Raw genomic sequence first — 19,801 nt, 5'->3', positions numbered from 1 at the left:
GCCGCACGTGGACCTGTCTGTCCAGGGAGACGGTCGTCCAGCGGGGATGGCCGGCCGCCGTAACAAGCGCACGTACAAGGCGGTGCCCGGCGTGCCCCCGCTGATCTCAGCCCATACGGGTGGAGAAGATCAGGTCCCAGGCGCGGCTTCTCGCATGGGCGACCGCGCCCAGCAACACCCCGCTGTCACCCAGAGCGCTGGCCACGATCGTGGGCCGGAGGGGGCCCAGTTCGCCGATTCGGCGCTGGATGGCGTCGCCCAGCAGGTCGAGGTTGTGTCCTACGCCGCCGGACAGGACGATCACCTCCGGGTCCAGGACGGCGGCCACCGCCACGAGCAGCCCGCCGATCCGCCGGCCCTCCGCTGCCACGACCGACAGCGCTGCCGGATCACCCCGTTCCGCGGCGGCGAAGATCTCCTTGGCCGTTCCCAGGGACAGCCCTGCGGCCCGTGCCGCCCGCACCACTCCCGGCGCCGCGGCCACGGTCTCGGTTGCCCCGTGCTCCCGCACACTCGCATCCCCATGGTCCACGCCGACCGCCTGCACCACACCGGGGAACGCCTCTCGCGCGGCCCGAACCGATGCCCCGGCAGATCCGGCACCCGGAGCCTCGGACGGCAGATCCGGCGCGGGCCGTGTATCGGGCGTGTGCCGCGTGTCGGGGAAGCTCGCTTCGGAAGCACGCCGGACATCGGGCGCGGACCGCATTTCACCCGCGGGCCCCGTGCCGGGAACGCCGGGAGGGAGCGGGCTGCCGGGCGCAGACCCTGCGGCAGGTGTGGCTCGGGTGCCGGAGTTGGTGCCGGAGTTGGTGCCGGAGTTGGTGCCGGAGTTGGTGCCGGAGTTGGGGCCGGAGTTGGTGCCGGAGTTGGTGCCGGGGTTGGGGCCGGAGTTGGTGCCGGGGTTGGGGTTGGTTGCTGGCGGGTTGGGGCCGGGGTTGGTTGCTGGGGGGTTGGGGGTTGGGGGATTGGGGTTGGGGGTTGGGGGTTCTGGGGTGGGTGGAGGGAGGTCGTCGGTGGCGGGGAGGTAGGAGACCTCGCCGGCGGCGCCCCTGGCGCCCACGTACAGTTCGCCGTTGACGACTATGCCCATGCCCACGCCCGTGCCGATGGAGACCAGGGCGAAGTTGGACTTGCCCTTGCCCTCGCCGTACGCGTGTTCGCCGACGGCGGCGAGGTTGATGTCGTTCTCGATGACCAGGTCGACGTTGAGGGCGGCGCGCAGGCGGTCGGCCAGGTCGGGGCCCGGGAGGTTGGGGGCGAAGTCCAGGCGGCCGGCGTTCGGGTCGTAGACGCCCGGGGAGCCCACGACGGCGCAGACGATCGCGGGCCAGTCGAGTTCGGCTTCGTGGGCGGCGGCGCGGGCCAGGCGGGCGACGAGTTCGGCCAGTTCGGCCGAGGTGCGCGCGGTGTTCCGGCCGTCGGTACGGCCGGCGAACGTACCCCGGAGATCGGCCACCGCCACCCGGATCCAGTCGCGGCCGATGTCGATGCCGGCGACGTGGGCCGAAGCGGCGTTCACGTCGTAGAGGGAGGTTACGGGGCCGGGGCGGCCGGACACCTCGCCCACCAGGTGGACCAGTCCGTCTTCTTCCAGTCCTGCCAGGGCGGCGGAGACGGTGGGCTTGGACAGGCCGGTGACCTTGGCGAGGTCGGCTCTGGACGCGGGGCCCTCCCGGTGGAGTTGGTCCAGTAGGCGCCGCTCGTTCATGACCCGCAGCAACCGCGGGTTTCCCAGCTCGCTTCGCACCGCGACCTCCCCTTCACGGCAGACTCTAGCCAACGCGCGGGATAGTAAATTACCTTTCTTACCAACCACCTTCCCACAGGCCAACCGAACCAGGGGCTGCGCTGAGCCAACAAGAGCGGCACAAGAAGGGCAAAGACGAGCGTGGCCGCCAGAGCGCCAGATCCACCACAGGACAGGCAGATCCGGCGCAGGGGCCGGCAGGGCCGGCAGGTCCAGCACCGGACAGGCAGGTCCGGCACATAGCCGGCACAGGGCCGGCAGGGCCGACAGGTCCGGCACAGGGCAGGCAGGTCCGGCAGGTCCCGCAGGTCCAGCACCAGACAGGCAGGTCCGGCACAGAGCCGGCACAGGACAAGCAGGTCCGGCACAGGTCCGGCAGGTCCGGCACAAGGGCAGGGCTGGCGTAGGAGGCGAGCCGGTGAAGAAGGGCTGGTTGGAAGGTGGGTGGACCCGGGGGTCTGGCTGCACTCGAGAGGAACGATGGGCGATGTACCGAGGAGTGATGGTCCCCGTCGCGGCAGCGATGCTGCTGCTGGCGGGATGTGGCAGCGGCGGCGCGGGTACGACGGCGAGCGCCCAGCCATCCCAAGCCGAACAGACAGGACGGGCAGGACAGACAGGACAGACGGCCAAGAAGATCGCCCTGTTCCTGCCCGAGTCCAAGACGACCAGATACGAGGCCTTCGACCGGCCCCTGTTCGAGGCCAAGGTCAAGGCGCTCTGCGCGACCTGCGAGATCCTCTACAGCAACGCCGACCAGGACGCCGCCAAGCAGCAACAGCAGGTCGAGGCGGCCATCACCCAGGGCGCGAACGTTCTGGTCCTGGACGCCGTGGACGCCGCCGCCGTGGCGCCGCTGGTCAATCAGGCCAAGCAGAAGCAGATCCCGGTCATCGCCTATGACCGGCTGATCTCGGGGATCGACTACGCGTACTACGTGTCGTTCAACAACGTGCGGGTGGGCGAGATGCAGGGGCAGGCGCTGCTGGACGCGCTCGACGCCAAGGGCACGACGGCGAAGGGCGAGATCGTGATGATCCACGGCTCCCCCACCGACCCGAGCTCGGCCGACTACAAGAAGGGCGCCAAGAGCGTTCTGGACGGCAAGGTCAAGGTGGGCAGGGAGTTCGACACGCCGGACTGGAGCCCGGACAAGGCGCAGCAGCAGATGGAGCAGGCGATCACGGCGCTGGGCCGGGACAAGATCGTGGGGGTGCTGAGCGCGAACGACGGCATGGCGGGCGGGGCGATCGCGGCGATGAAGCGCGCGGGGTACGCGCCGCTGCCGCCGATCACCGGCCAGGACGCCGAACTCGCCGCGATCCAGCGCATTCTCACCGGCGAACAGCACATGACCATTTATCTGAACATCAGGGCCGAGGCGGAGAAGTCCGCCGAGCTGGCCGTCGCCCTGGCCAACGGCGAGACCCCGCAGGCCCCGGCCAAGGTCAACAACGGCGCCGCCGACATCCCGGCCTTCCTCCTCGACCCCATCCCGGTCACCGCCGGCAAGGTCAAGGACACGATCGTGAAGGACGGGTTCTACACGGTCGAGCAGATCTGTACCGCCGAGGTCAAGGCGGCCTGCGAGAAGAACGGCATCCAGTAGATGATCTCCGCATCGGGGATCACCAAGCGGTACGGCGCGGTCCAGGCCCTCGACGGGGCGAGCCTGGACCTGCGGCCCGGCGAGGTGGTCGCGCTCATGGGCGACAACGGCGCGGGCAAGTCCACCCTGGTCAAGACCATCTCGGGGGTGGTCGTCCCGGACGCGGGCACGATCGCCGTGGACGGCGCGCCGGTCAGGATCGGCGGCCCGCGCGACGCCCAGTCCCTCGGCATCGCCACCGTCTACCAGGACCTCGCCCTGTGCGAGAACCTCGACGTCGTCGGCAACCTCTTCCTCGGCGCCGAGGACCGCTTCCTGCGCCACATCCGGATGGAGCGCGCCACCCGCGACCTGCTCGGCCAGCTCGACGTGCGCATCCGCGACATCCGGGTACCGGTCGCGATGCTCTCCGGCGGCCAGCGGCAGTCGGTGGCCATCGCGCGGGCGCTGCTCGGCTCGCCGCGCCTGGTCATCCTGGACGAGCCGACCGCCGCGCTCGGCGTGGAGCAGACCGCGCAGGTGCTCGCGCTCATCGGACGGCTGCGCGAGCGCGGGCTCGCGGTGCTGGTCGTCTCGCACAACCTGGCCGACGTGCGCGCCGTGAGCGACCGGGTGGCCGTCCTGCGCCTGGGCCGCAACGCGGGAGTCTTCGGTACGGCCACCGCCGCCCAGGAGGAGATCGTCGCCGCCATCACAGGAGCGGGAGCATGAACCCGGACACGACGCTGCGCACGCCGTACCCCATGAAGGTGTTGAAGCGCGGTGACATCGGCGCGTGGCCGGTCGTCGGCGCGCTCGTCGCGATCGCGATCATCTTCAGCACGCTCAACGACCGGTTCCTCTCGGCACAGAACCTCACCACGCTGGCCCTGCAGATGGCCGCGACCGGCACGATCGCGCTCGGCATCATCATGGTGCTGCTGCTGGGCGAGATCGACCTGTCGGCCGGATCGGTCAGCGGCCTGTGCGCGACGGTCATGACGATCGTCAACGTGAAGCAGGGCTGGCATCCGCTGGCCTCGATCGGGCTCGCGCTGGTGGCGGGGGCGGCGATCGGGCTGCTGCACGGGCTGATGCTGACCCGGCTGCGGATGCCGTCGTTCGTGGTCACGCTGGCCGGGCTGATGGGCTGGCAGGGGTTGCTGCTCTACCTGCTGCGGGAGGGTGGCACGATCAACCTGCCGTTCACCGGCTTCATCTCCAAGCTGAGCGATACCTGGCTGCCGGGCTGGCTGTCGTGGCTGGTGGTGGCGGGGCTGGTGCTCGGCTCCGGCGGCGTGAGCCTGCTGAACCGGGTCCAGCGGTCGCGGGCCGGGCTGCCGGTCACGCCCGCGTGGTGGCTGGGGGCGCGTTCGGCGGGGCTGGCGGTGCTGCTCGGCGCGGGCGTACTGATCATGTCGGCCGACCGCGGCGTGCCGCTGCTGCTGGTCATCTTCGGCACGCTGGTGGTGGGCTTCGACCTCATGCTGCGCCACACCGCGTTCGGCCGGCACGTGTACGCGGTCGGCGGCAACGCCGAGGCGGCCAGGCGCGCGGGCATCAACGTGACCAGGATCCGCGTCCTGGCGTTCATGCTGGGCTCGACGCTCGCCGCGGCCGGCGGGATCCTGGCGGCCAGCCGTCTGTCCGCGGTCAACCAGCAGTCGGGTGGCAGCGACGTCCTGCTCATGGCGATCGCCGCCGCGGTCATCGGCGGCACCTCGCTGTTCGGCGGGCGTGGCCGGGCCTACGCCGCGCTCCTCGGGGTGCTGGTCATCCAGTCGATCACCAGCGGTATGTTCCTGCTCAGCGTGGACTCATCGGTCCGCCTCATGGTCACGGCCGCGGTGCTCGCACTGGCCGTCGCCATCGACTCCCTCGCCAGAAAGGGTCCTGTCAGGTGAGCCAGGTGCTGGGCATCGACGTCGGCGGCACGAAGATCGCGGTGGGGGTCTCCGGCGCCGACGGGCCCGAGGTCACCGCGCGCGAGCGTCTGGACACCGGCCCTGACGCGCTCGCGCGGGCGCTCGCCGCCGCCCGCCGCCTCGACCGGCATCCGTCCGCGGTCGGCTTCTCGACCACGGGGGTGATCCGCGACGGCGTGGTACGGCTGTCGCCGAACGTCCCCGGCTGGGACGGCCTGGAACTGCCCAGGCTGCTGGCCGAGGAGTTCGGCGACACCCCCGTGGCCATCGACAACGACGTGAACGCCGCGGCCGCCGCCGAACTGCGCTGGGGCGCGCTGCGCGGCGTCTCCACCGGCCTCTACCTGAACCTCGGCACCGGCCTGGCCGCGGCCCTGATCGTCGGCGGGGCCGTGGTGCCGGGGGCGCACGGCGCGGCGGGCGAGATCGGCTACCTGCAGGTGGAGCCGGGTGAACCGGCGTTCGCCGAGGGTCATGTGCCGCTGGAGGAGCGGGTGTCGGGCAGCGGCCTGGCCAGGCGCGCCTCCGCCCTGCTGGGCCGTCCGGTCACCACCGCCCATCTCCTCACCCACTACTCCCGGGCGGCGGATCCCGGGGACCCGGTCAGTCAGCTGGTGGCGGAGGCGTTGCGGCTGCTGGCGGTCAGCGTGGCCAACCTGTGCGTGATGGTCGATCCCGAGCGCCTCGTGGTGGGCGGCGGGATGATGGGAGCGGCCGACGTGATCATGCCGGGGTTGGTGGCCGAGGTGCGGCGGGCCGTACCCTTCGCACCTGAGGTACGGCAGGCGCGCTTCAGCGACGACGCCCCGCTGCTGGGAGCCCTCGCACTGGCCCACGCCGCGACCTAGCCTGGCGGGCATGGCGACGAAGGTACGGCTCAGTGGTGAGCGGGCCACGCTGCTGGCGACGTTGTGGGGGCGGGCCCTGGATGCCAGGTCGTCCGCCTCGATCCTCCACGACACGATGGCGATCCAGGTCGTGGGGCAGATCGACTTCGACTTCCGCCGGACGGGGCTGCGGCCCGGCGAGGAGTACACGGTCGCGCTGCGGGCGCGGCAGATCGACGTGTGGGCCAAGGAGTGGCTGGCCACGCATCCGGAGGCGACCGTTCTCCACCTCGGCTGCGGCCTCGACAGCCGCGCGTGGCGGCTGGATCCGGGGCCGGGCGTGCGGTGGTTCGACGTGGACTATCCGGACGTGATCGAGCTGCGGGAGAAGCTCTATCCGCGGCGCGGGCACTACGCGGTGATCGGCTCGTCGGTGACCGACCTGGCCTGGCTGGAGCAGGTGCCCGCCGACCGGCCGGTGCTGGTCGTCGCCGAAGGTCTCGTCTACTACCTGCGCGAGGACGAGGGACGCGCGCTCTTCCACACGATCGTGGAGCGCTTCCCGCTCGGCCAGTTCGTCTTCGAGACGCTCAGCCGCCGGGGCATGAAGCTGCAGAAGCTGAACAAGGCCATGCGGACCGCGGGGGCCAAGGTCCACTGGGGGATCGACTCCGTGGCGGAGCTGGAGTCGATCCATCCCAGGCTGCGGTGCGTGACCACGATGAGCGCCCTCGACCTCGGCGGATACTCCGCGCTCGGCTTCAAGTACCGCCTGCTGGCGGGCCTGGGGAGGCTGATTCCCACCCTCAGGAAAATGGCGACGTTCTACCGCCTGAACTTCTAGCGGGAGGGGGCGCCGCCGTTGTCGCGCCGGTCCAGGGCGAACTGGACGGCTTCGGCCGCCTCTTCCTCGTGCTCGTCGGCCGGGTTCCAGGGATACATCTCGTACATGATGCGACTCATCTCATAACGCGGGCGTACTTCGAGAAGGAGGCCGGACCCCGGTCACGGGTCGGACCGAGCCTGGTCCAACCGATCCGGGTCACGGATCCGGTGGGAAAGGGTCTTGAATGGCCGACGCAACGCCGCACACCGCGGCGAGTGGTCGACCTGCCCTCAACAGGCCCCGCCGCGGCAGGTAATAAGTACGAGAACCTGGCGCATTGCCGCCAGCGTACCTCGGGATCTCGTTGGATGTCCTAGCATCTCGCATGCTGAGACAAGAAAAGCGGCCGCCGTGGAATGTTCCACGACGGCCGCCTTTGGCTGTGGGCTAGTCCTCCAGGTCCACCGAGCGGCCGCTGTCGGCGCCGATCTCGGTGACGATCTGGTCCACCACGTCGGCCGGGATGGCCGAGTCGACGGTCAGCGCGATGAGCGCCTTGCCGCCCTTGGTGTCCCGGGCCACCTGCATCGAGGCGATGTTGATGCCCTGCTCGCCGAGCAGGCGGCCGACGACGCCGACGATGCCGGGGCGGTCGGTGTAGGTGAAGAACGACAGGTGCGCGGTCGGCTCGATCTCCATCTCGTAGCCGTTGACCTCGACGATCTTCGTGACCTGGCGGGGGCCGGAGAGCGTACCCGACACCGAGACCTGGCGGCCGTCCGCCAGGACGCCGCGGACGGTGACGACGTTGCGCCAGTCGGGGCTGTCGGAGCTGGTGACCAGCTCGACGTGGATGCCGCGGTCCTTGGCCAGCAGCGGCGCGTTGACGTAGGTGACCTGCTCTTCGATGACGTCGGCGAAGACGCCCTTGAGCGCCGCCAGCTCGACCACGCGCACGTCCTGGGAGGCGATCTCGCCGCGCACCTCGATGTCGAGCTTGGTGGCGACCTCGCCGGCCAGCGCGGTGAAGACGCGGCCCAGCTTCTCGGCCAGCGGCAGGCCCGGCTTGACGTCCTCGGCGACCGCGCCGCCCTGGACGTTGACCGCGTCCGGCACGAACTCGCCGGCCAGCGCCAGCTTCACGCTCCGCGCGACCTGCGTGCCGGCCTTCTCCTGGGCCTCGTGCGTGGAGGCGCCCAGGTGCGGGGTGGCGACGACCTGGTCGAGCTCGAACAGCGGGCTGTCGGTGCAGGGCTCCTTCGCGAACACGTCGAGACCGGCGCCGGCGACCCGGCCCTCCTTGATCGCGGAGTAGAGCGCGCCCTCGTCAACGATGCCGCCGCGGGCGACGTTGATGATCCGTACGCTCGGCTTGACCTCGTGCAGCTCCTTGTCGCCGATGAGACCGAGGGTCTCCTTCGACTTGGGCAGGTGCACGGTGATGAAGTCGGCCTGCTTGATGGCCTCCTCCAGGCTGACCAGCCGCACGCCCATCTGCGCGGCGCGGGCCGGCGGCAGGTAGGGGTCGTAGGCGATCAGCTCGACGCCGAACGGCTGCAGGCGCTGGGCCACGAGCTGGCCGATCTTGCCCAGGCCGAGGATGGCCACGACCTTCTCGTCCAGCTCGACACCGGTGTACTTGGACCGCTTCCACTCGCCGTTCTTCAGCGCCGAGTGGGCCTGGGCGGTGTTGCGGGCGGAGGCGAGAATGAGCGCGATCGTCTGCTCGGCGGCGCTGGTGATGTTGGAGGTCGGCGCGTTGACGACCATGACACCGGCCTTGGTGGCCGCATCGACGTCAACGTTGTCGAGGCCGACACCGGCGCGGGCGACCACGCGCAGCTTCGGCGCCGCGGCGATGGCCTCGGCGTCCACCTGCGTGGCGGACCTCACGATGATCGCGTCCACGTCGGCGATGGCGGGCAGAAGCTGGGAGCGGTCGGCGCCGTCGGTGTGACGGACCTCGAAGTCCGCGGCGAGCACGGCGAGGCCTGCTTCGGACAGCTCCTCGGCGACCAGGACGACGGGCTTGTTCACAGTGGATCCTTAAGGCATGCGGCGGGCTGTGGAGGGGCACTGCGGCGGGCCCCTCGGGATCCCTCAGAGTGTATCCGCGCTTGTGAACGCGTTCACGAGGGTCTTGGGATCTGAGACGTACAGCACGCTGATACCGCAGCTGGGACGGGGGATACGAGGGTGACGAGTACCCCACTCCGGGGAAACTCATCCATCCCGCGGCCATCTTTGTCTTGATCGGGAGATTTATTCGCTATTAGCCTGATAAGCCGTGGCCAACTACCTATGGTTCGTCATATGAGCATCGGGAACCCCGCTCTCGCCGACGTGCTCGCCCAGCATGGCAGTCCCCATCGCCTGCTCGGCGCCCTCAGTGATGGTGGAGTCCTCGTTGCCGTGCGGCCAGACCGATCAGTCGTGCTCGGCACGACACAGGCAGGTGACCGAGTACTGCTCGGGTACACCAGCCCGATGACCTACGCCCGGCATCGAGGCAGCCATTCCCTCTCGGCGTGCGACGCCGACACCATCCTGGACATCCAGCGGGTCACCGGGGTGCGCGAGATCGTGATCGACGCTGCCGGGCCCGCCGCGGCAGCCGTACCGATCGACGATCTGCAGCGCTTCCTCAGATCCACCAGGACGGGACCCACACCGGTGCTGTCGGCCGCCGCCCCGGCGGCCTACGCGACGGGTGCGATGGCGACGGTCTCGCGCGGCGCGGACATGTTCCGTCCCGCGCACAAGACCGCCATGATGCCGGAGGCGCCCGCCCAGCCGTGGATCCCGGCGCCGCGCCCGCACCTGTCCGGGCCGATGCAGCAGGTGGATCCCGGTTACCGGCGCTGCACCCATCCCATCCTGCCCGCGCTGCGCCAGGCGATCGCCCAGTTGCTGGGCGACTACCCGCTCGTGCACCACGTGTGGATCTCCGAGGCCCGCACCGCTTCGGGCGCGACGGGGATCATGCTGCACGTGAAGGTGCACATGTCGGCGGCCGAGGACGTGGTGCGCGACCTCCACAGGGGCGCTCGGGCCAGGCTGCCGCAGTTCGCCGCCAGCGGGGCGCCGATCCTGATGGCCCGCGTGGCCGACGCGCGCAGCGAGCAGCGCATGGTGGAGATCGGCGCGCACGTGGTCTGCGCGGACGTCACCGACTGAGCGACGTTTCCCGGGATCGGGCGAGCGCCGGTCCCGGGCGTTGGGCCTTACCGAGCAAGGGCTCGGTAGGTTTGAATGTGAGGCATGATCACACCGGCGGCGCACGCCCCCACGGTCCCGCGCGGCGTGCGGCTGGGCTATGGCGTCGGCTCCTTCTGCACGGCCACGTTCGCCGCCGTCCCCGGACTGCTGCTGCTGTACTACATGACCAACTTCCTGGCCGTGCCCGCCTGGCTGGCCGGTGCGATCGTGGCCGCGCCCAAGGTCTGGGACCTGGTCATCAACCCGCTGGTGGGCCGCTGGTCGGACCGCACCCGATCGCGCCTCGGGCCGCGCCGTCCGTGGATGCTGGCCGGCGCGCTCACGCTGCCGCTGGCCTTCGTCGCCGTCTTCGCCGGTCCGCCGCTGCGCGGCCTGCCCGCCGCCCTCTACGTGGGCGCCTGCTTCCTGCTCGCCGCCACCGCGTACGCGCTGTTCGAGGTCCCGTACAAGGCGATGCCCGCCGAGATGACCGAGGACTACCACGAGCGCACCTCGCTGCTGCAGTGGCGCATGGTCTTCATCGGCGCCGCCACCGCCATCAGCGGCATCCTCGCCCCCTCGATCGTCAACAGCCAGGGCGAGAACGGCACACTCGGCAGCTACCGCCTCATGGCGGTGACGATCGCGGTGATCATGTTCGCCGCGATGCTCGGCTCCTTCTTCGGTACGGCCCGCGCCCCCATGACCGGCGCCCCCGAACCCGACGGCGGCCGCCTGTGGGAGCAGTTCAAGGCGGTCCGGCGCAACCGGGCCTTCATCTGGCTGCTGGCCCTGAGTTCCACCCAGATGCTGGCCGTCAGCATGATGCTGGCCGCCGCGCCGTACTTCGCCGCGTACACGGTCGGCAACCCCAAGGCGACCACCACGCTCTTCGCGGTGCTGGTCGGGCCGATGCTGCTGACGATGCCGATCTGGGTGTGGCTGTCAAAGCGCTTCGACAAGCGCGGCGCCATGGTGCTGGCCGCGATGATCTACGCGGGCGGGACGGCGCTTGCCGTCGCCACGCCCGTGCTGGGGCCGATCTACGCGCATCTGACGCTGCTCCTGGTCGGCGCGGGCATCGCGGGGGTCCAGCTGCTGCAGTTCTCGATGCTGGCCGACGTGGTCGCGGTGGACGCCGCGGTCACCGGCAAACGGCGCGCCGGGGTGTTCACCGGGCTGTGGACGGCCATCGAGAGCGGCATCGCCTCCTTCGGCGCATTGTTCTTCGGGACGGTGCTGTCGATCGGCGGCTTCATCGAGTCCGATCCGAGCCGCCCCGTCACGCAACCTGACACTGCGGTTACCGCAGTTTTGCTCGGTCAGACCGTGGTGCCCTCGGTAATCATCCTGTTGTCTGTTTTCATGACACTGAAGTACCGCCTGCCGAGGGACGTCCCATGGACCGATCAAGCCTCTACCACCAGGCCCGCTATGCCCTGAGGCATCCGGACCGGATCTTCCCCCACCTGCGGCGGCTGAGCCGCGACACCTGGCTGCGCCTGCGCACCGACGACCACGTGGCCTACTACCGGGCGGTCATGAGGTCCGACACCGCCCGCAGCGCCGAGGCGGCCGTGGGCTCCAAGTCACACGAGCGCTGGATGAGGCTGGGCCAGATGCAGTTCGACTACCTGGTCCGCCACGGCCTGAGCCCCGAGCACCGCATGCTGGAGATCGGCTGCGGCAACCTGCGCGCCGGCCGCCTGTTCATCGACTACCTGGATCCCGGCAACTACTACGGCCTCGACATCTCCCCCGACATCCTCGTCGCCGCCCAGGAGACCCTGGTGACACACGGGCTGCAGGCCCGCCTGCCCCACCTGACGCCGGTACGCGACCTGCGCCTGGGTTTCCTGCCCGACGCGCACTTCGACGTCGTGCACGCCCACAGCGTCTTCTCACACTCGCCGCTGGAGGTCATCGACGAGTGCTTCCGGCACGTGGGGCGGGTGATGAAGCCCGAGGGGTGGTTCGACTTCACCTTCGACCGCACCGAGGGCAAGGAGCACCAGGTGCTGCGGGAGGACTTCTACTACCGCACCGAAACCCTCGTCGCCCTGGCCGACCGCCACGACCTGGACGCCGTCTTCATGGCCGACTGGGAGAACCTCCGGCACAAGCAGTCGAAGATCCGGGTGACCCGCAGGGCCTAGTCCTCATCGGTCGCCTTGAGGACGAGCGTGTCCACGCTGATCTCGGCCCTGCACGATCATGGGGTTGCCGGGGGAACTCAGGCGATCCTGCGTGACAGTGTGAGCCGGGTGCGGGTGAACGCTCCGGCGATCACCGCCGCCACCAGGGGCAGGACGATCACCGTCACGGCCAGCAGGGCCCACGGGATGGCGATCTGGCTCAGGCTGATCGGCTTCGGTTCGCTGCCGAGGGAACTATTGGAGATCTCCGACCAGGCCCAGGCGATGCCCGTGACCGTCCCCGCCCCGAGGCCCATCACGGTGCCGAGCAGCGTGATGTAGGCGGCCTGCGCGGCGACGACCAGCCGCCTGGTGACGGACGGGGCGCCCACCGCCGACATGGTGTCCATATCGCGCCGCATGTCGGCCGCCGCCAGCCCCGTGGCGGCGAAGGTGCCGCCGAGGGCCAGGACCAGCGCCGCCACGGCCATGGCCCAGAACAGCGCCTCGAAGTCGTTGCGGTAGCCGGTTTCCACCCAGGCGTCGGCGCCCCAGGCCAACGACTCCAGCTCCTTCTTGAACGCCGTCGGATCGGCGGGGGTGTGGGCGGCGTACAGAATGCGGGGGCTGACCCGATAACCGGCCTTGGTCAGGGCGGCGGGCGGGATCAGCGCTCCGTTGAGCAGGTGGTCGGGCGGACGCATCGTGATCGCGGGAACCCAGGCGTGCAGCGCCTCCACGCCGCTCCCTCCGAGGAACTCAAGCTTTACCCGGCCGTCCTTCACCGCTTCGGGGTGGAAGACGATCGCCTTTCCCTCCGCCAGGGCCGCCTCGGCCATGGCGTCGCTGCGGCCCAGGACGAGGGCGAGCAGGTCCGCGTCACCGACCGGTACGTCCTGCAGGATGAAAGCCTCGGAACACTCCTTGCACACCTTCACAGGAGTGGAAAGCCCGAGTCTGCCGACCCTGCCCTTCTTGTTGTGTACGGCGTAGCCGGTCACGAACGTCGTCCCCGAATACCTCCTCTCCACCGACGCCCGGAACTCCGCCCAGCTCCGGTCGTCTGCGGTGATCGCTGAGACGGAGACCGTGCCCGCGGGCATCCTGGCGTCGTACCTGTCGCGTGACTGCGCGTCCAGGCTGGTGAAGGCGATGCCCACCGCCACCAGCGTGGTGGTCACGCCCATGACCGCGGCGGCGGCGGAAGCCGTACGGACGCGATGGCGGGTGGCGTCGCGGACGGACAGGCGCAGCGAGAGCGGCAGCCGCGCGGCCAGTCCCGCGCTGCGGCGGACCAGCCAGGGCATGAGCGCGACCAGCCCGAGCTGCACCAGGACGGCCGCGGCCAGGATCATCGTGAAGTAGGACCGGAGCGCGAAGTACGTGGCGACCAGGCCGGCGAGCACGAGAACCAGTCCGAGCACGGGCTTGCCGGCACGCTCGCGCGACAGGACGTCCTCGCGGCCGGCGAGCACCTCGGAGGGGGACTGCCGGGCGGCCTGGACGGCCGGCGCCAGGGCGGCGATGACGCCACTGGCCAGGCCGAGCAGGGCGATGCCCGCCACATACAGCCATGGGATGTCGACCGGGCCCACGGTCGACACGAAGGGCATGATCGACGCTCCCGCGACACCCCCCGCGAGGCCGAGCACGAGACCGGCGACGGTCGCGATGCCGCCCAGCAGGAGGCCGTCGGCCAGCACGATCGTCCGCAGATGGCCGGGCGAGGCGCCTTGGGCGGCATACACGGCCAGTTCCCTGCGCCGGCGCCGCAGGGAGACCGCGAAGGCGGGCCCGGCCAGCAGTACGGTCTCCAGCACTATCATGACGACGCCCGCTCCGAGCGAGACGACGTTGATCACGGTGCGGTCGTCCGGCCCGTTGAACGTGCGCTCGGAAGGCGTGTCGCGTGGCGGGTCGATGATGACGGCGCGCGAGTGCACGATCAGGCCGGCCTGATTGAGCCTTTCCACGGCGGGCCAGCGCACCGGGGCGTCGGCGTCGAGGAGGAAACCGGTCCCCTGGCCGTCGCGCTTGTCGAACAGAATGGTGCCACGCAGGCCCACGAGCTCGGTCCTGAAGGGCTCGAACGGGTGCGCGACCACGCCGACCACCTTCACCGGCCGGTACTGCCTGCTCACGTGGAGGGTGTCACCGAGCCGCATGCCTCTGCCGGCGAGTGTGGCCGAGACCGCGACCTCGCCGGGCGCGGAGGGGAAGCGGCCCCCGGCGAGTTCGCGCATGCCGCGGGTCATGGGGTCGCGCAGGTCGATCTCGAGCGCGGACACGTTCATGTGGGTGGCGCCCACGCGGACGTCGACCGAGCCGTTGTCGTAGGTGATCAGGCGGCCGCCCGGCGCCACCGCCGCGAGCTCTTCGATCTTCCATTCGCCGGGCTTGATGTCCAGGTCGCTGCGGTCGGTGGGGTTGACACGCTCTCCGGAGACGTTCTGAACGAGCGGCCAACGGCTGCGCTGCGTGATGATCTGGGCGTCGGCCGACCCGAGGCGCGTGCCGAGGCCCTCGCGGGAGCTCACCTGGCTGGTGTCGATGCCGGTCAGCAGGGCCGTGAAGACGAACACCGGCAACGCGATCATCACCATGACCAGCGCGCTGCGTCCCTTGGCGCGCAGGCCGTCCCTTCGCGAGATGCGCAGCGCGGCGCGGAAGGCGCTCATCGGGCGCTCTCCAGCGGGACCGCGGTCGAGTCCGCGATCTCGCCGTCGCGCAGGAAGACCACCTTGTCGGCCCAGCCGGCGTACCGGGGCTCGTGGGTGACCAGGAGGACGGCCGCCCCGGCGTCGCAGCGGCCACGGAGCAACTGGAGGATCTCATCGCCGGTGGCGGTGTCGAGGGCGCCGGTCGGCTCGTCGGCCAGCAGCAGACGGCGCTCCCCGACCAGGGCGCGGGCGATCGCCACGCGCTGGCGCTGGCCGCCGGACAGCTCCTGGGGGAAGCGGTCGGCGATGTGGTCGAGCGCCACCTCGGCCAGCACGGCCAGGGCATCCTCACGGGCCCGCCGGGTGCGCACGCCGTCGAGTTCGCGGGGCAGCATCACGTTCTCGGCCGCGGTGAGGGAGGGGATGAGGTTGAGGTCCTGGAAGACATATCCGACGTTACGGCGGCGCAGCGCGGCCAGGTCGCCCACCTCGGCCAGGTCCTGTCCCTCGATCACGACGCGGCCCGAGGTGGGCCGGTCGAGCCCGCCGGCGAGGTTGAGCAGGGTCGACTTGCCGGAGCCCGACGGGCCCATCACCGCGACCAGCTCGCCGGGCGAGACGTCGAGGCTCACCCCGTTGAGCGCGCGCACCTCCTCGTGCACGCGGGCCACGTCCTGCAGACTCACCACGGTCATGCCTTCTCCTTGAGAACGGCCTCGCAGTGGTCCAGCCAGCGCTGTTCCGCCTCGGCCTTGAAGATCGTCGAATCGAGGACGAGCCGCTGTGCGAGCCCGCCGGTGTGGGCCCGTTTGGCCCTGGTCAGGTCCTGCAGCGCGCGCATGGTGGCGGTGCGCTGGGTGAGGATGACGCGGGCCACGTCCGTGTCCTGGGCGGCGACGGCCATGGCCAGTTTGATCACGAGCTCGTCCCGAGGCCGGTCGGACTGGCCGACGGGGGTGCTGAACCATCGCTCCAAATCCTCCCGACCGGCCTCGGTGATCGTGTAGACGGATCGCCCCTGGTCGTCGGCGCCGCCGGGCTCGACCAGTCCGTCACGTTCCATGCGGGAGAGCGTCGTGTAGACCTGGCCGATGTTCAGGGGCCAGGTCGCCCCCGTCGACGCCTCGAACTCCTGCTTGAGCTGGTAGCCGTAACGCGGCCCGGCGCTCAGGAGTGCCAGCATTCCGTGTCTGATCGACATGGATACTGAGTATGCATACTCAGTATGCGTATCGCAAGAGATCCTCGTATTCTGGACAGGGAACGCTTCTCAGGCCGATACTCAGGGGATGAGCTCGACGCATCCCCCGTTCCGCGCATCCGACGGGGAACGTGATCGCGCGATCAGCGAGCTCCGTGACCGCGCAGTCGAGGGACGCATCTCTCACGACACTTTCGTCGGCAGGGTGGATCAGGCGTTGCGCGCGCAGAACCGCTACGAGCTCGACGAACTGGTCGCCGACCTGCCACGCAGAGCCACCCTGCGGCAGCGGCTCACCGACATGGTCTCGGCCGTGTCCGACCTCACGACCCGCGTGCAGGCCGCGTGGCGGCGTCCGCGCCTGCCCCGGCTGGCGCTGCCGGACGACGAGCGGGTGCGCTACGTCGTGGGCCGCGGCTCGGCCTGCGATCTCGTGCTGTCGGACCTGACGGTCTCACGCATCCACGCGGAGCTGCGGCGCGAGGACGACGGCGGATGGATGCTGGTCGACCTGGGCTCGCTCAACGGCACCCGGCTGAACGGCTGGCGCCTGGTGGGCCCGGCGAGGGTACGCTCGGGTGACGAGATCTCCTTCGGCGACTGTGGTTTCCTTCTGACCTCGGGTCAACCCTCCGCCTAAAATACGGAGATTTGCGGATTACAGGCTTCCCGCGCTGTTCGATGATCCGAGCGAGTCCTCTCAGCTCTTTGGAGATCACATGCGGCGCACCTCCGCCTCCCTCGCCGCGGGCGCGCTCGTCGCGGCCCTCGCGTGGGCTTCCTCCCCCGCCACACCGGCCGTCGCGCTCGACCCGGCCGCCGGCGTGGCCGACCTGGCCACCGACATCAACAAGATCCTCGCCGACTCCCGCCTCACCATCGCCCGCGCGGGCGTCGTGGTGAAGAGCGCGGCCAACGGCGAGGAGCTCTACGCCACCGACGCCGGCAAGTTACTCACCCCCGCCTCCAACACCAAGCTGTTCACCGCCGCCGCGGCCGCCGAGACACTCGGCCTCGACTACCGCTTCACCACCTCCGTGCTGTCCTCCGGCCGCAAGGTCGGCTCCGTCCTCACCGGCGACCTCGTCCTGCGCGGCACCGGCGACCCGACCATCCTCGCCGAGGACTACGACCGCCTGGCCGCCGCCGTCGCGGGCAAGGGCATCAAGCTCGTCACCGGCAAGCTCGTCGCCGACGACACCTGGTTCGACGGTCAGCGCCTCGGCAACGACTGGGCGTGGGACGACGAGACCGCGTACTACGCCGCGCCGATCTCGGCCCTGACCGCCTCCCCCGACCGCGACTACGACGCCGGCTCCATCGTCGTCTCGGTCGCCGCCGCGGGCTCCGCGGTAAAGGTCTCCACGACGCCCGAGACGGACTACTTCAAGATCGTCAACCGGGCCACGGTGGGCGCCGAGACCAACGTGCTGATCGAACGCCTGCACGGCACCAGGACCGTCGTCATCACCGGCACCGTGGCCGGCCCGTACGACGAGTGGGTGGCCGTCGACGACCCCACGGCCTACGTGTCCACGCTGTTCCGCAAGTCGCTGGCCAAGCACGGGGTGAAGGTACTCGGCCCGACCACCTCCGCCGCCGCGCCCTCCGGGGCCGCCGAGCTGGCCGAGCACGAGTCGATGCCGCTGAACGAGCTGCTGGTGCCGTTCATGAAGCTGAGCAACAACATCCACGCCGAGATCCTCGTCAAGGCGATGGGACGCAAGGTCGCCGGACAGGGCACCTGGCCGGCCGGCCTCAAGGTCAGCACCGACTTCGCCAAGGCCAACGGCGTCCAGATCATCAACATGCGCGACGGCTCCGGCCTGTCCCGCCGCGACGGCTTCACGCCCACGTCGATCACGCAGTTGCTGAGCGCGGTGCGGGCCAAGCCGTGGTTCCCCGCGTACTACGACTCGCTGCCGATCGCGGGCGAGCAGGACCGCCTCGTGGGCGGAACGCTGCGCAGCCGCATGCGCGGCACGCCGGCCGCCGGAAACGTGCACGCCAAGACGGGCTCGCTCACCGGCGTCACCGCCCTGTCGGGGTATGTGACGAGCGCGGACGGGGAGCCGCTGGTGTTCTCGATCATGCTCAACCAGTACCTGTCCGGCGCCCCCAAGGACATCGAAGACAAGATCGCCATCCGCCTGGCCCAATTCTCCCGCACCAGCCCGGCGACGTCGGCCGAGCTCCGTTCGTCCGCACCGTCGCCCGCTCACGGCGATCTCGAGTGCTCCTGGCTCAAGCCCGTCGTCTGCTAACCCCCTTTCATCCGTTACGGCAAGCCACCCCGCCCCCACCCCCGCACGGGGCTGGGGGCATTCCAGGGTCACGGCAGGCAGGCCGCGCATGGCGGGCCGCCGTTACGCCCGCCCAGCCGGCCGGTTACGGGGTTTGGGACCACTTGGCCGGTTGAGGTGGGCCGTTGCGGTGGGGACCACGTGCGACGTGAGAGGCGACCCCACGATCGGCGTCTACGCACGGCGGCGGGTGGGGGTGAGGCGGCTTGCCGTAACCCCAAGAGTTTTGGGAGAGACGCGCGGCTCGGGATCTAGGTTTACCCAGGTGCGGGGGAGTTTTGTTACGAATGGGACACCTGGGACTCCAGGTATAGGACGGTTTTTCGGGACATGCCCGATGTGTGCGCACCAGAATGCGGGTTCGAAGCAGCGTCTAACCCCCCATCGGAGGACAACGTGCGCAGACAGCTCCAGGCACTTGCCTGCCTCGGAAGTCTGGCGGCATTGAGCACTTCCGTCACGGCCGCCCACGCCGCCACCCCCACCGCCGGCGCGGAGCTCTGCCAGATCGTCGCGGCCAAGCCGTACATCGACGGCAAGGGCATGGTGCGCGGGGCTGCCGCGCGCAAGGGCTGCGACGACCCCGCCCGCCTGCGGGTACGGATCAAGCAGGCCCGGCCGGGCCCCGACCGCACCGTCAAGAGCGGCTCCAAGGTCATCACCAACGGCAGCATCGTGGCCGGAATCCGCTGCACCACCACTCCCCGCACCTTCTACGTGATCGCCCTCGACTCCACCGGCCAGACCAGCAGGTCCAGGCCCGTGCGGCTGTCGTGCTCCACCACCCCGACCCCGACCCCCACCCCCACGCCGTCACCCACCTCCACGGGCACCCCGGCGCCCACGCCCACCCCCACGAACGGCGGCGGCGTCGGCTCGGCCGTGGAGGAAGAGGTCGTCAAGCTCACCAACGCCGCCCGCGCGGCCGGCGGCTGCAAGCCCCTCACCCACGACCCCAAGCTGCACGCCGCGGCCAGGGGCCACTCGGCCGACATGGCCGCGAAGGGCTACTTCTCCCACACCTCCCAGGACGGCCGCTCCCCCGGTGACCGGATCAAGGCCGCCGGGTTCTCCCCGATGAGCGCGTGGGGCGAGAACATCGCCATGGGGCAGCGCACCGCCGCCTCCGTCGTGGACGGCTGGATGAAGAGCCCCGGCCACAAGGCGAACATCATGAACTGCAACTACACCCACATCGGCGCCGGCCAGGACCCCAAGGGCCCGCACTGGACCCAGGTCTTCGCCCGCCGCTGACCCCACCCCGGCCACGGGAACGCCGGGCGGCCTCCTCCGTGCGCGAAGCGCCGGAATCCCACCTCGCCCAGGCGTTCCCCTCCATGCGGGCCCGCCCTCCGTCCCTACCGCACAGGGATCGGGGGCGGGCCCGC

The 19,801-nt window shown here is 70.4% G+C and carries 16 protein-coding genes; 11 read left to right on the top strand and 5 right to left on the bottom strand.

Translation table 11 applies throughout. From position 1 onward, the window contains the following. Positions 1 to 106: 106 nt before the first annotated feature. Entirely contained in the window at positions 107 to 1,750 is a 1,644-nt protein-coding gene (locus ACIBKY_RS33940) for an ROK family protein (RefSeq protein WP_397103163.1), read from the bottom strand. 487 nt (positions 1,751 to 2,237) lie between these two features. On the opposite strand from ACIBKY_RS33940, the gene ACIBKY_RS33935 reads away from it, so the two are divergent. The 5 genes from ACIBKY_RS33935 to ACIBKY_RS33915 are packed head-to-tail and all read left to right on the top strand — an operon-like array spanning position 2,238 to position 6,934. Next, the gene (locus tag ACIBKY_RS33935; RefSeq protein WP_397103161.1) at positions 2,238 to 3,359 is read left to right on the top strand and encodes a sugar ABC transporter substrate-binding protein; all 1,122 of its coding nucleotides are present in this window, start codon (positions 2,238 to 2,240) and stop codon (positions 3,357 to 3,359) included. Then, positions 3,360 to 4,070, top strand: a complete 711-nt coding sequence (locus ACIBKY_RS33930) for an ATP-binding cassette domain-containing protein (protein ID WP_397103159.1) — start codon at positions 3,360 to 3,362, stop codon at positions 4,068 to 4,070. Beyond that, positions 4,067 to 5,242 (top strand): sugar ABC transporter permease, encoded by a 1,176-nt coding sequence (locus tag ACIBKY_RS33925; RefSeq protein ID WP_397103157.1) that lies wholly within the window; start codon positions 4,067 to 4,069, stop codon positions 5,240 to 5,242. The genes ACIBKY_RS33930 and ACIBKY_RS33925 overlap by 4 nt, the downstream gene beginning before the upstream one ends. Continuing rightward, on the top strand, positions 5,239 to 6,111 hold the full coding sequence (locus ACIBKY_RS33920) for an ROK family protein (RefSeq protein WP_397103155.1): 873 nt from the start codon (positions 5,239 to 5,241) through the stop codon (positions 6,109 to 6,111). The genes ACIBKY_RS33925 and ACIBKY_RS33920 overlap by 4 nt, the downstream gene beginning before the upstream one ends. Before the next feature lie 10 nt (positions 6,112 to 6,121). Beyond that, a complete protein-coding gene (locus tag ACIBKY_RS33915) occupies positions 6,122 to 6,934 on the top strand; it encodes a class I SAM-dependent methyltransferase (protein ID WP_397103153.1) in 813 nt (270 codons plus the stop codon). 429 nt (positions 6,935 to 7,363) lie between these two features. Here ACIBKY_RS33915 and serA read toward each other — a convergent pair whose 3' ends face one another. Beyond that, positions 7,364 to 8,953 carry a phosphoglycerate dehydrogenase gene (gene serA, locus ACIBKY_RS33910; protein ID WP_397103151.1) on the bottom strand — a complete coding sequence of 530 codons (1,590 nt, stop codon included), beginning with the start codon at positions 8,951 to 8,953 and terminating at the stop codon, positions 7,364 to 7,366. 276 nt (positions 8,954 to 9,229) lie between these two features. On the opposite strand from serA, the gene ACIBKY_RS33905 reads away from it, so the two are divergent. The 3 genes from ACIBKY_RS33905 (at position 9,230) to ACIBKY_RS33895 (ending at position 12,270) form a co-directional block, all read left to right on the top strand. Continuing rightward, positions 9,230 to 10,093 (top strand): hypothetical protein, encoded by an 864-nt coding sequence (locus ACIBKY_RS33905; RefSeq protein ID WP_397103149.1) that lies wholly within the window; start codon positions 9,230 to 9,232, stop codon positions 10,091 to 10,093. An 84-nt stretch (positions 10,094 to 10,177) separates the two neighbouring features. Beyond that, positions 10,178 to 11,557 carry an MFS transporter gene (locus ACIBKY_RS33900; RefSeq protein WP_397103147.1) on the top strand — a complete coding sequence of 460 codons (1,380 nt, stop codon included), beginning with the start codon at positions 10,178 to 10,180 and terminating at the stop codon, positions 11,555 to 11,557. Next, positions 11,515 to 12,270 (top strand): class I SAM-dependent methyltransferase, encoded by a 756-nt coding sequence (locus ACIBKY_RS33895; RefSeq protein WP_397103145.1) that lies wholly within the window; start codon positions 11,515 to 11,517, stop codon positions 12,268 to 12,270. The genes ACIBKY_RS33900 and ACIBKY_RS33895 overlap by 43 nt, the downstream gene beginning before the upstream one ends. A gap of 77 nt (positions 12,271 to 12,347) precedes the next feature. Here ACIBKY_RS33895 and ACIBKY_RS33890 read toward each other — a convergent pair whose 3' ends face one another. Genes ACIBKY_RS33890 through ACIBKY_RS33880 form a run of 3 tightly spaced genes read right to left on the bottom strand, consistent with a single transcriptional unit; the run spans position 12,348 to position 16,110 of the window. After that, positions 12,348 to 14,927 carry an FtsX-like permease family protein gene (locus tag ACIBKY_RS33890; RefSeq protein ID WP_397103143.1) on the bottom strand — a complete coding sequence of 860 codons (2,580 nt, stop codon included), beginning with the start codon at positions 14,925 to 14,927 and terminating at the stop codon, positions 12,348 to 12,350. After that, positions 14,924 to 15,604, bottom strand: a complete 681-nt coding sequence (locus ACIBKY_RS33885) for an ABC transporter ATP-binding protein (protein WP_397103141.1) — start codon at positions 15,602 to 15,604, stop codon at positions 14,924 to 14,926. Before ACIBKY_RS33885 ends, ACIBKY_RS33890 begins: the two co-directional genes overlap by 4 nt. Further along, the gene (locus ACIBKY_RS33880; RefSeq protein WP_397103139.1) at positions 15,601 to 16,110 is read right to left on the bottom strand and encodes a PadR family transcriptional regulator; all 510 of its coding nucleotides are present in this window, start codon (positions 16,108 to 16,110) and stop codon (positions 15,601 to 15,603) included. Before ACIBKY_RS33880 ends, ACIBKY_RS33885 begins: the two co-directional genes overlap by 4 nt. On the opposite strand from ACIBKY_RS33880, the gene ACIBKY_RS33875 reads away from it, so the two are divergent. The 3 genes from ACIBKY_RS33875 to ACIBKY_RS33865 all read left to right on the top strand — a co-directional run bounded on the left by ACIBKY_RS33875 (position 16,109) and on the right by ACIBKY_RS33865 (position 19,667). Beyond that, positions 16,109 to 16,750 (top strand): FHA domain-containing protein, encoded by a 642-nt coding sequence (locus tag ACIBKY_RS33875; protein ID WP_397103137.1) that lies wholly within the window; start codon positions 16,109 to 16,111, stop codon positions 16,748 to 16,750. The genes ACIBKY_RS33880 and ACIBKY_RS33875 overlap by 2 nt on opposite strands. 79 nt (positions 16,751 to 16,829) lie before the next feature. Further along, positions 16,830 to 18,374: a D-alanyl-D-alanine carboxypeptidase/D-alanyl-D-alanine-endopeptidase gene (dacB, locus tag ACIBKY_RS33870; RefSeq protein WP_397103135.1), complete on the top strand. Its 1,545-nt coding sequence runs from the start codon at positions 16,830 to 16,832 to the stop codon at positions 18,372 to 18,374. Between the two features lie 483 nt (positions 18,375 to 18,857). After that, positions 18,858 to 19,667: a CAP domain-containing protein gene (locus ACIBKY_RS33865; RefSeq protein ID WP_397103133.1), complete on the top strand. Its 810-nt coding sequence runs from the start codon at positions 18,858 to 18,860 to the stop codon at positions 19,665 to 19,667. The last annotated feature ends 134 nt before the right edge of the window (positions 19,668 to 19,801 follow it).

Source organism: Nonomuraea sp. NPDC050394, assembly GCF_044459065.1.
Taxonomy (GTDB): Bacteria; Actinomycetota; Actinomycetes; order Streptosporangiales; family Streptosporangiaceae; genus Nonomuraea.
This window is presented reverse-complemented; position numbering and strand designations above follow the sequence as displayed.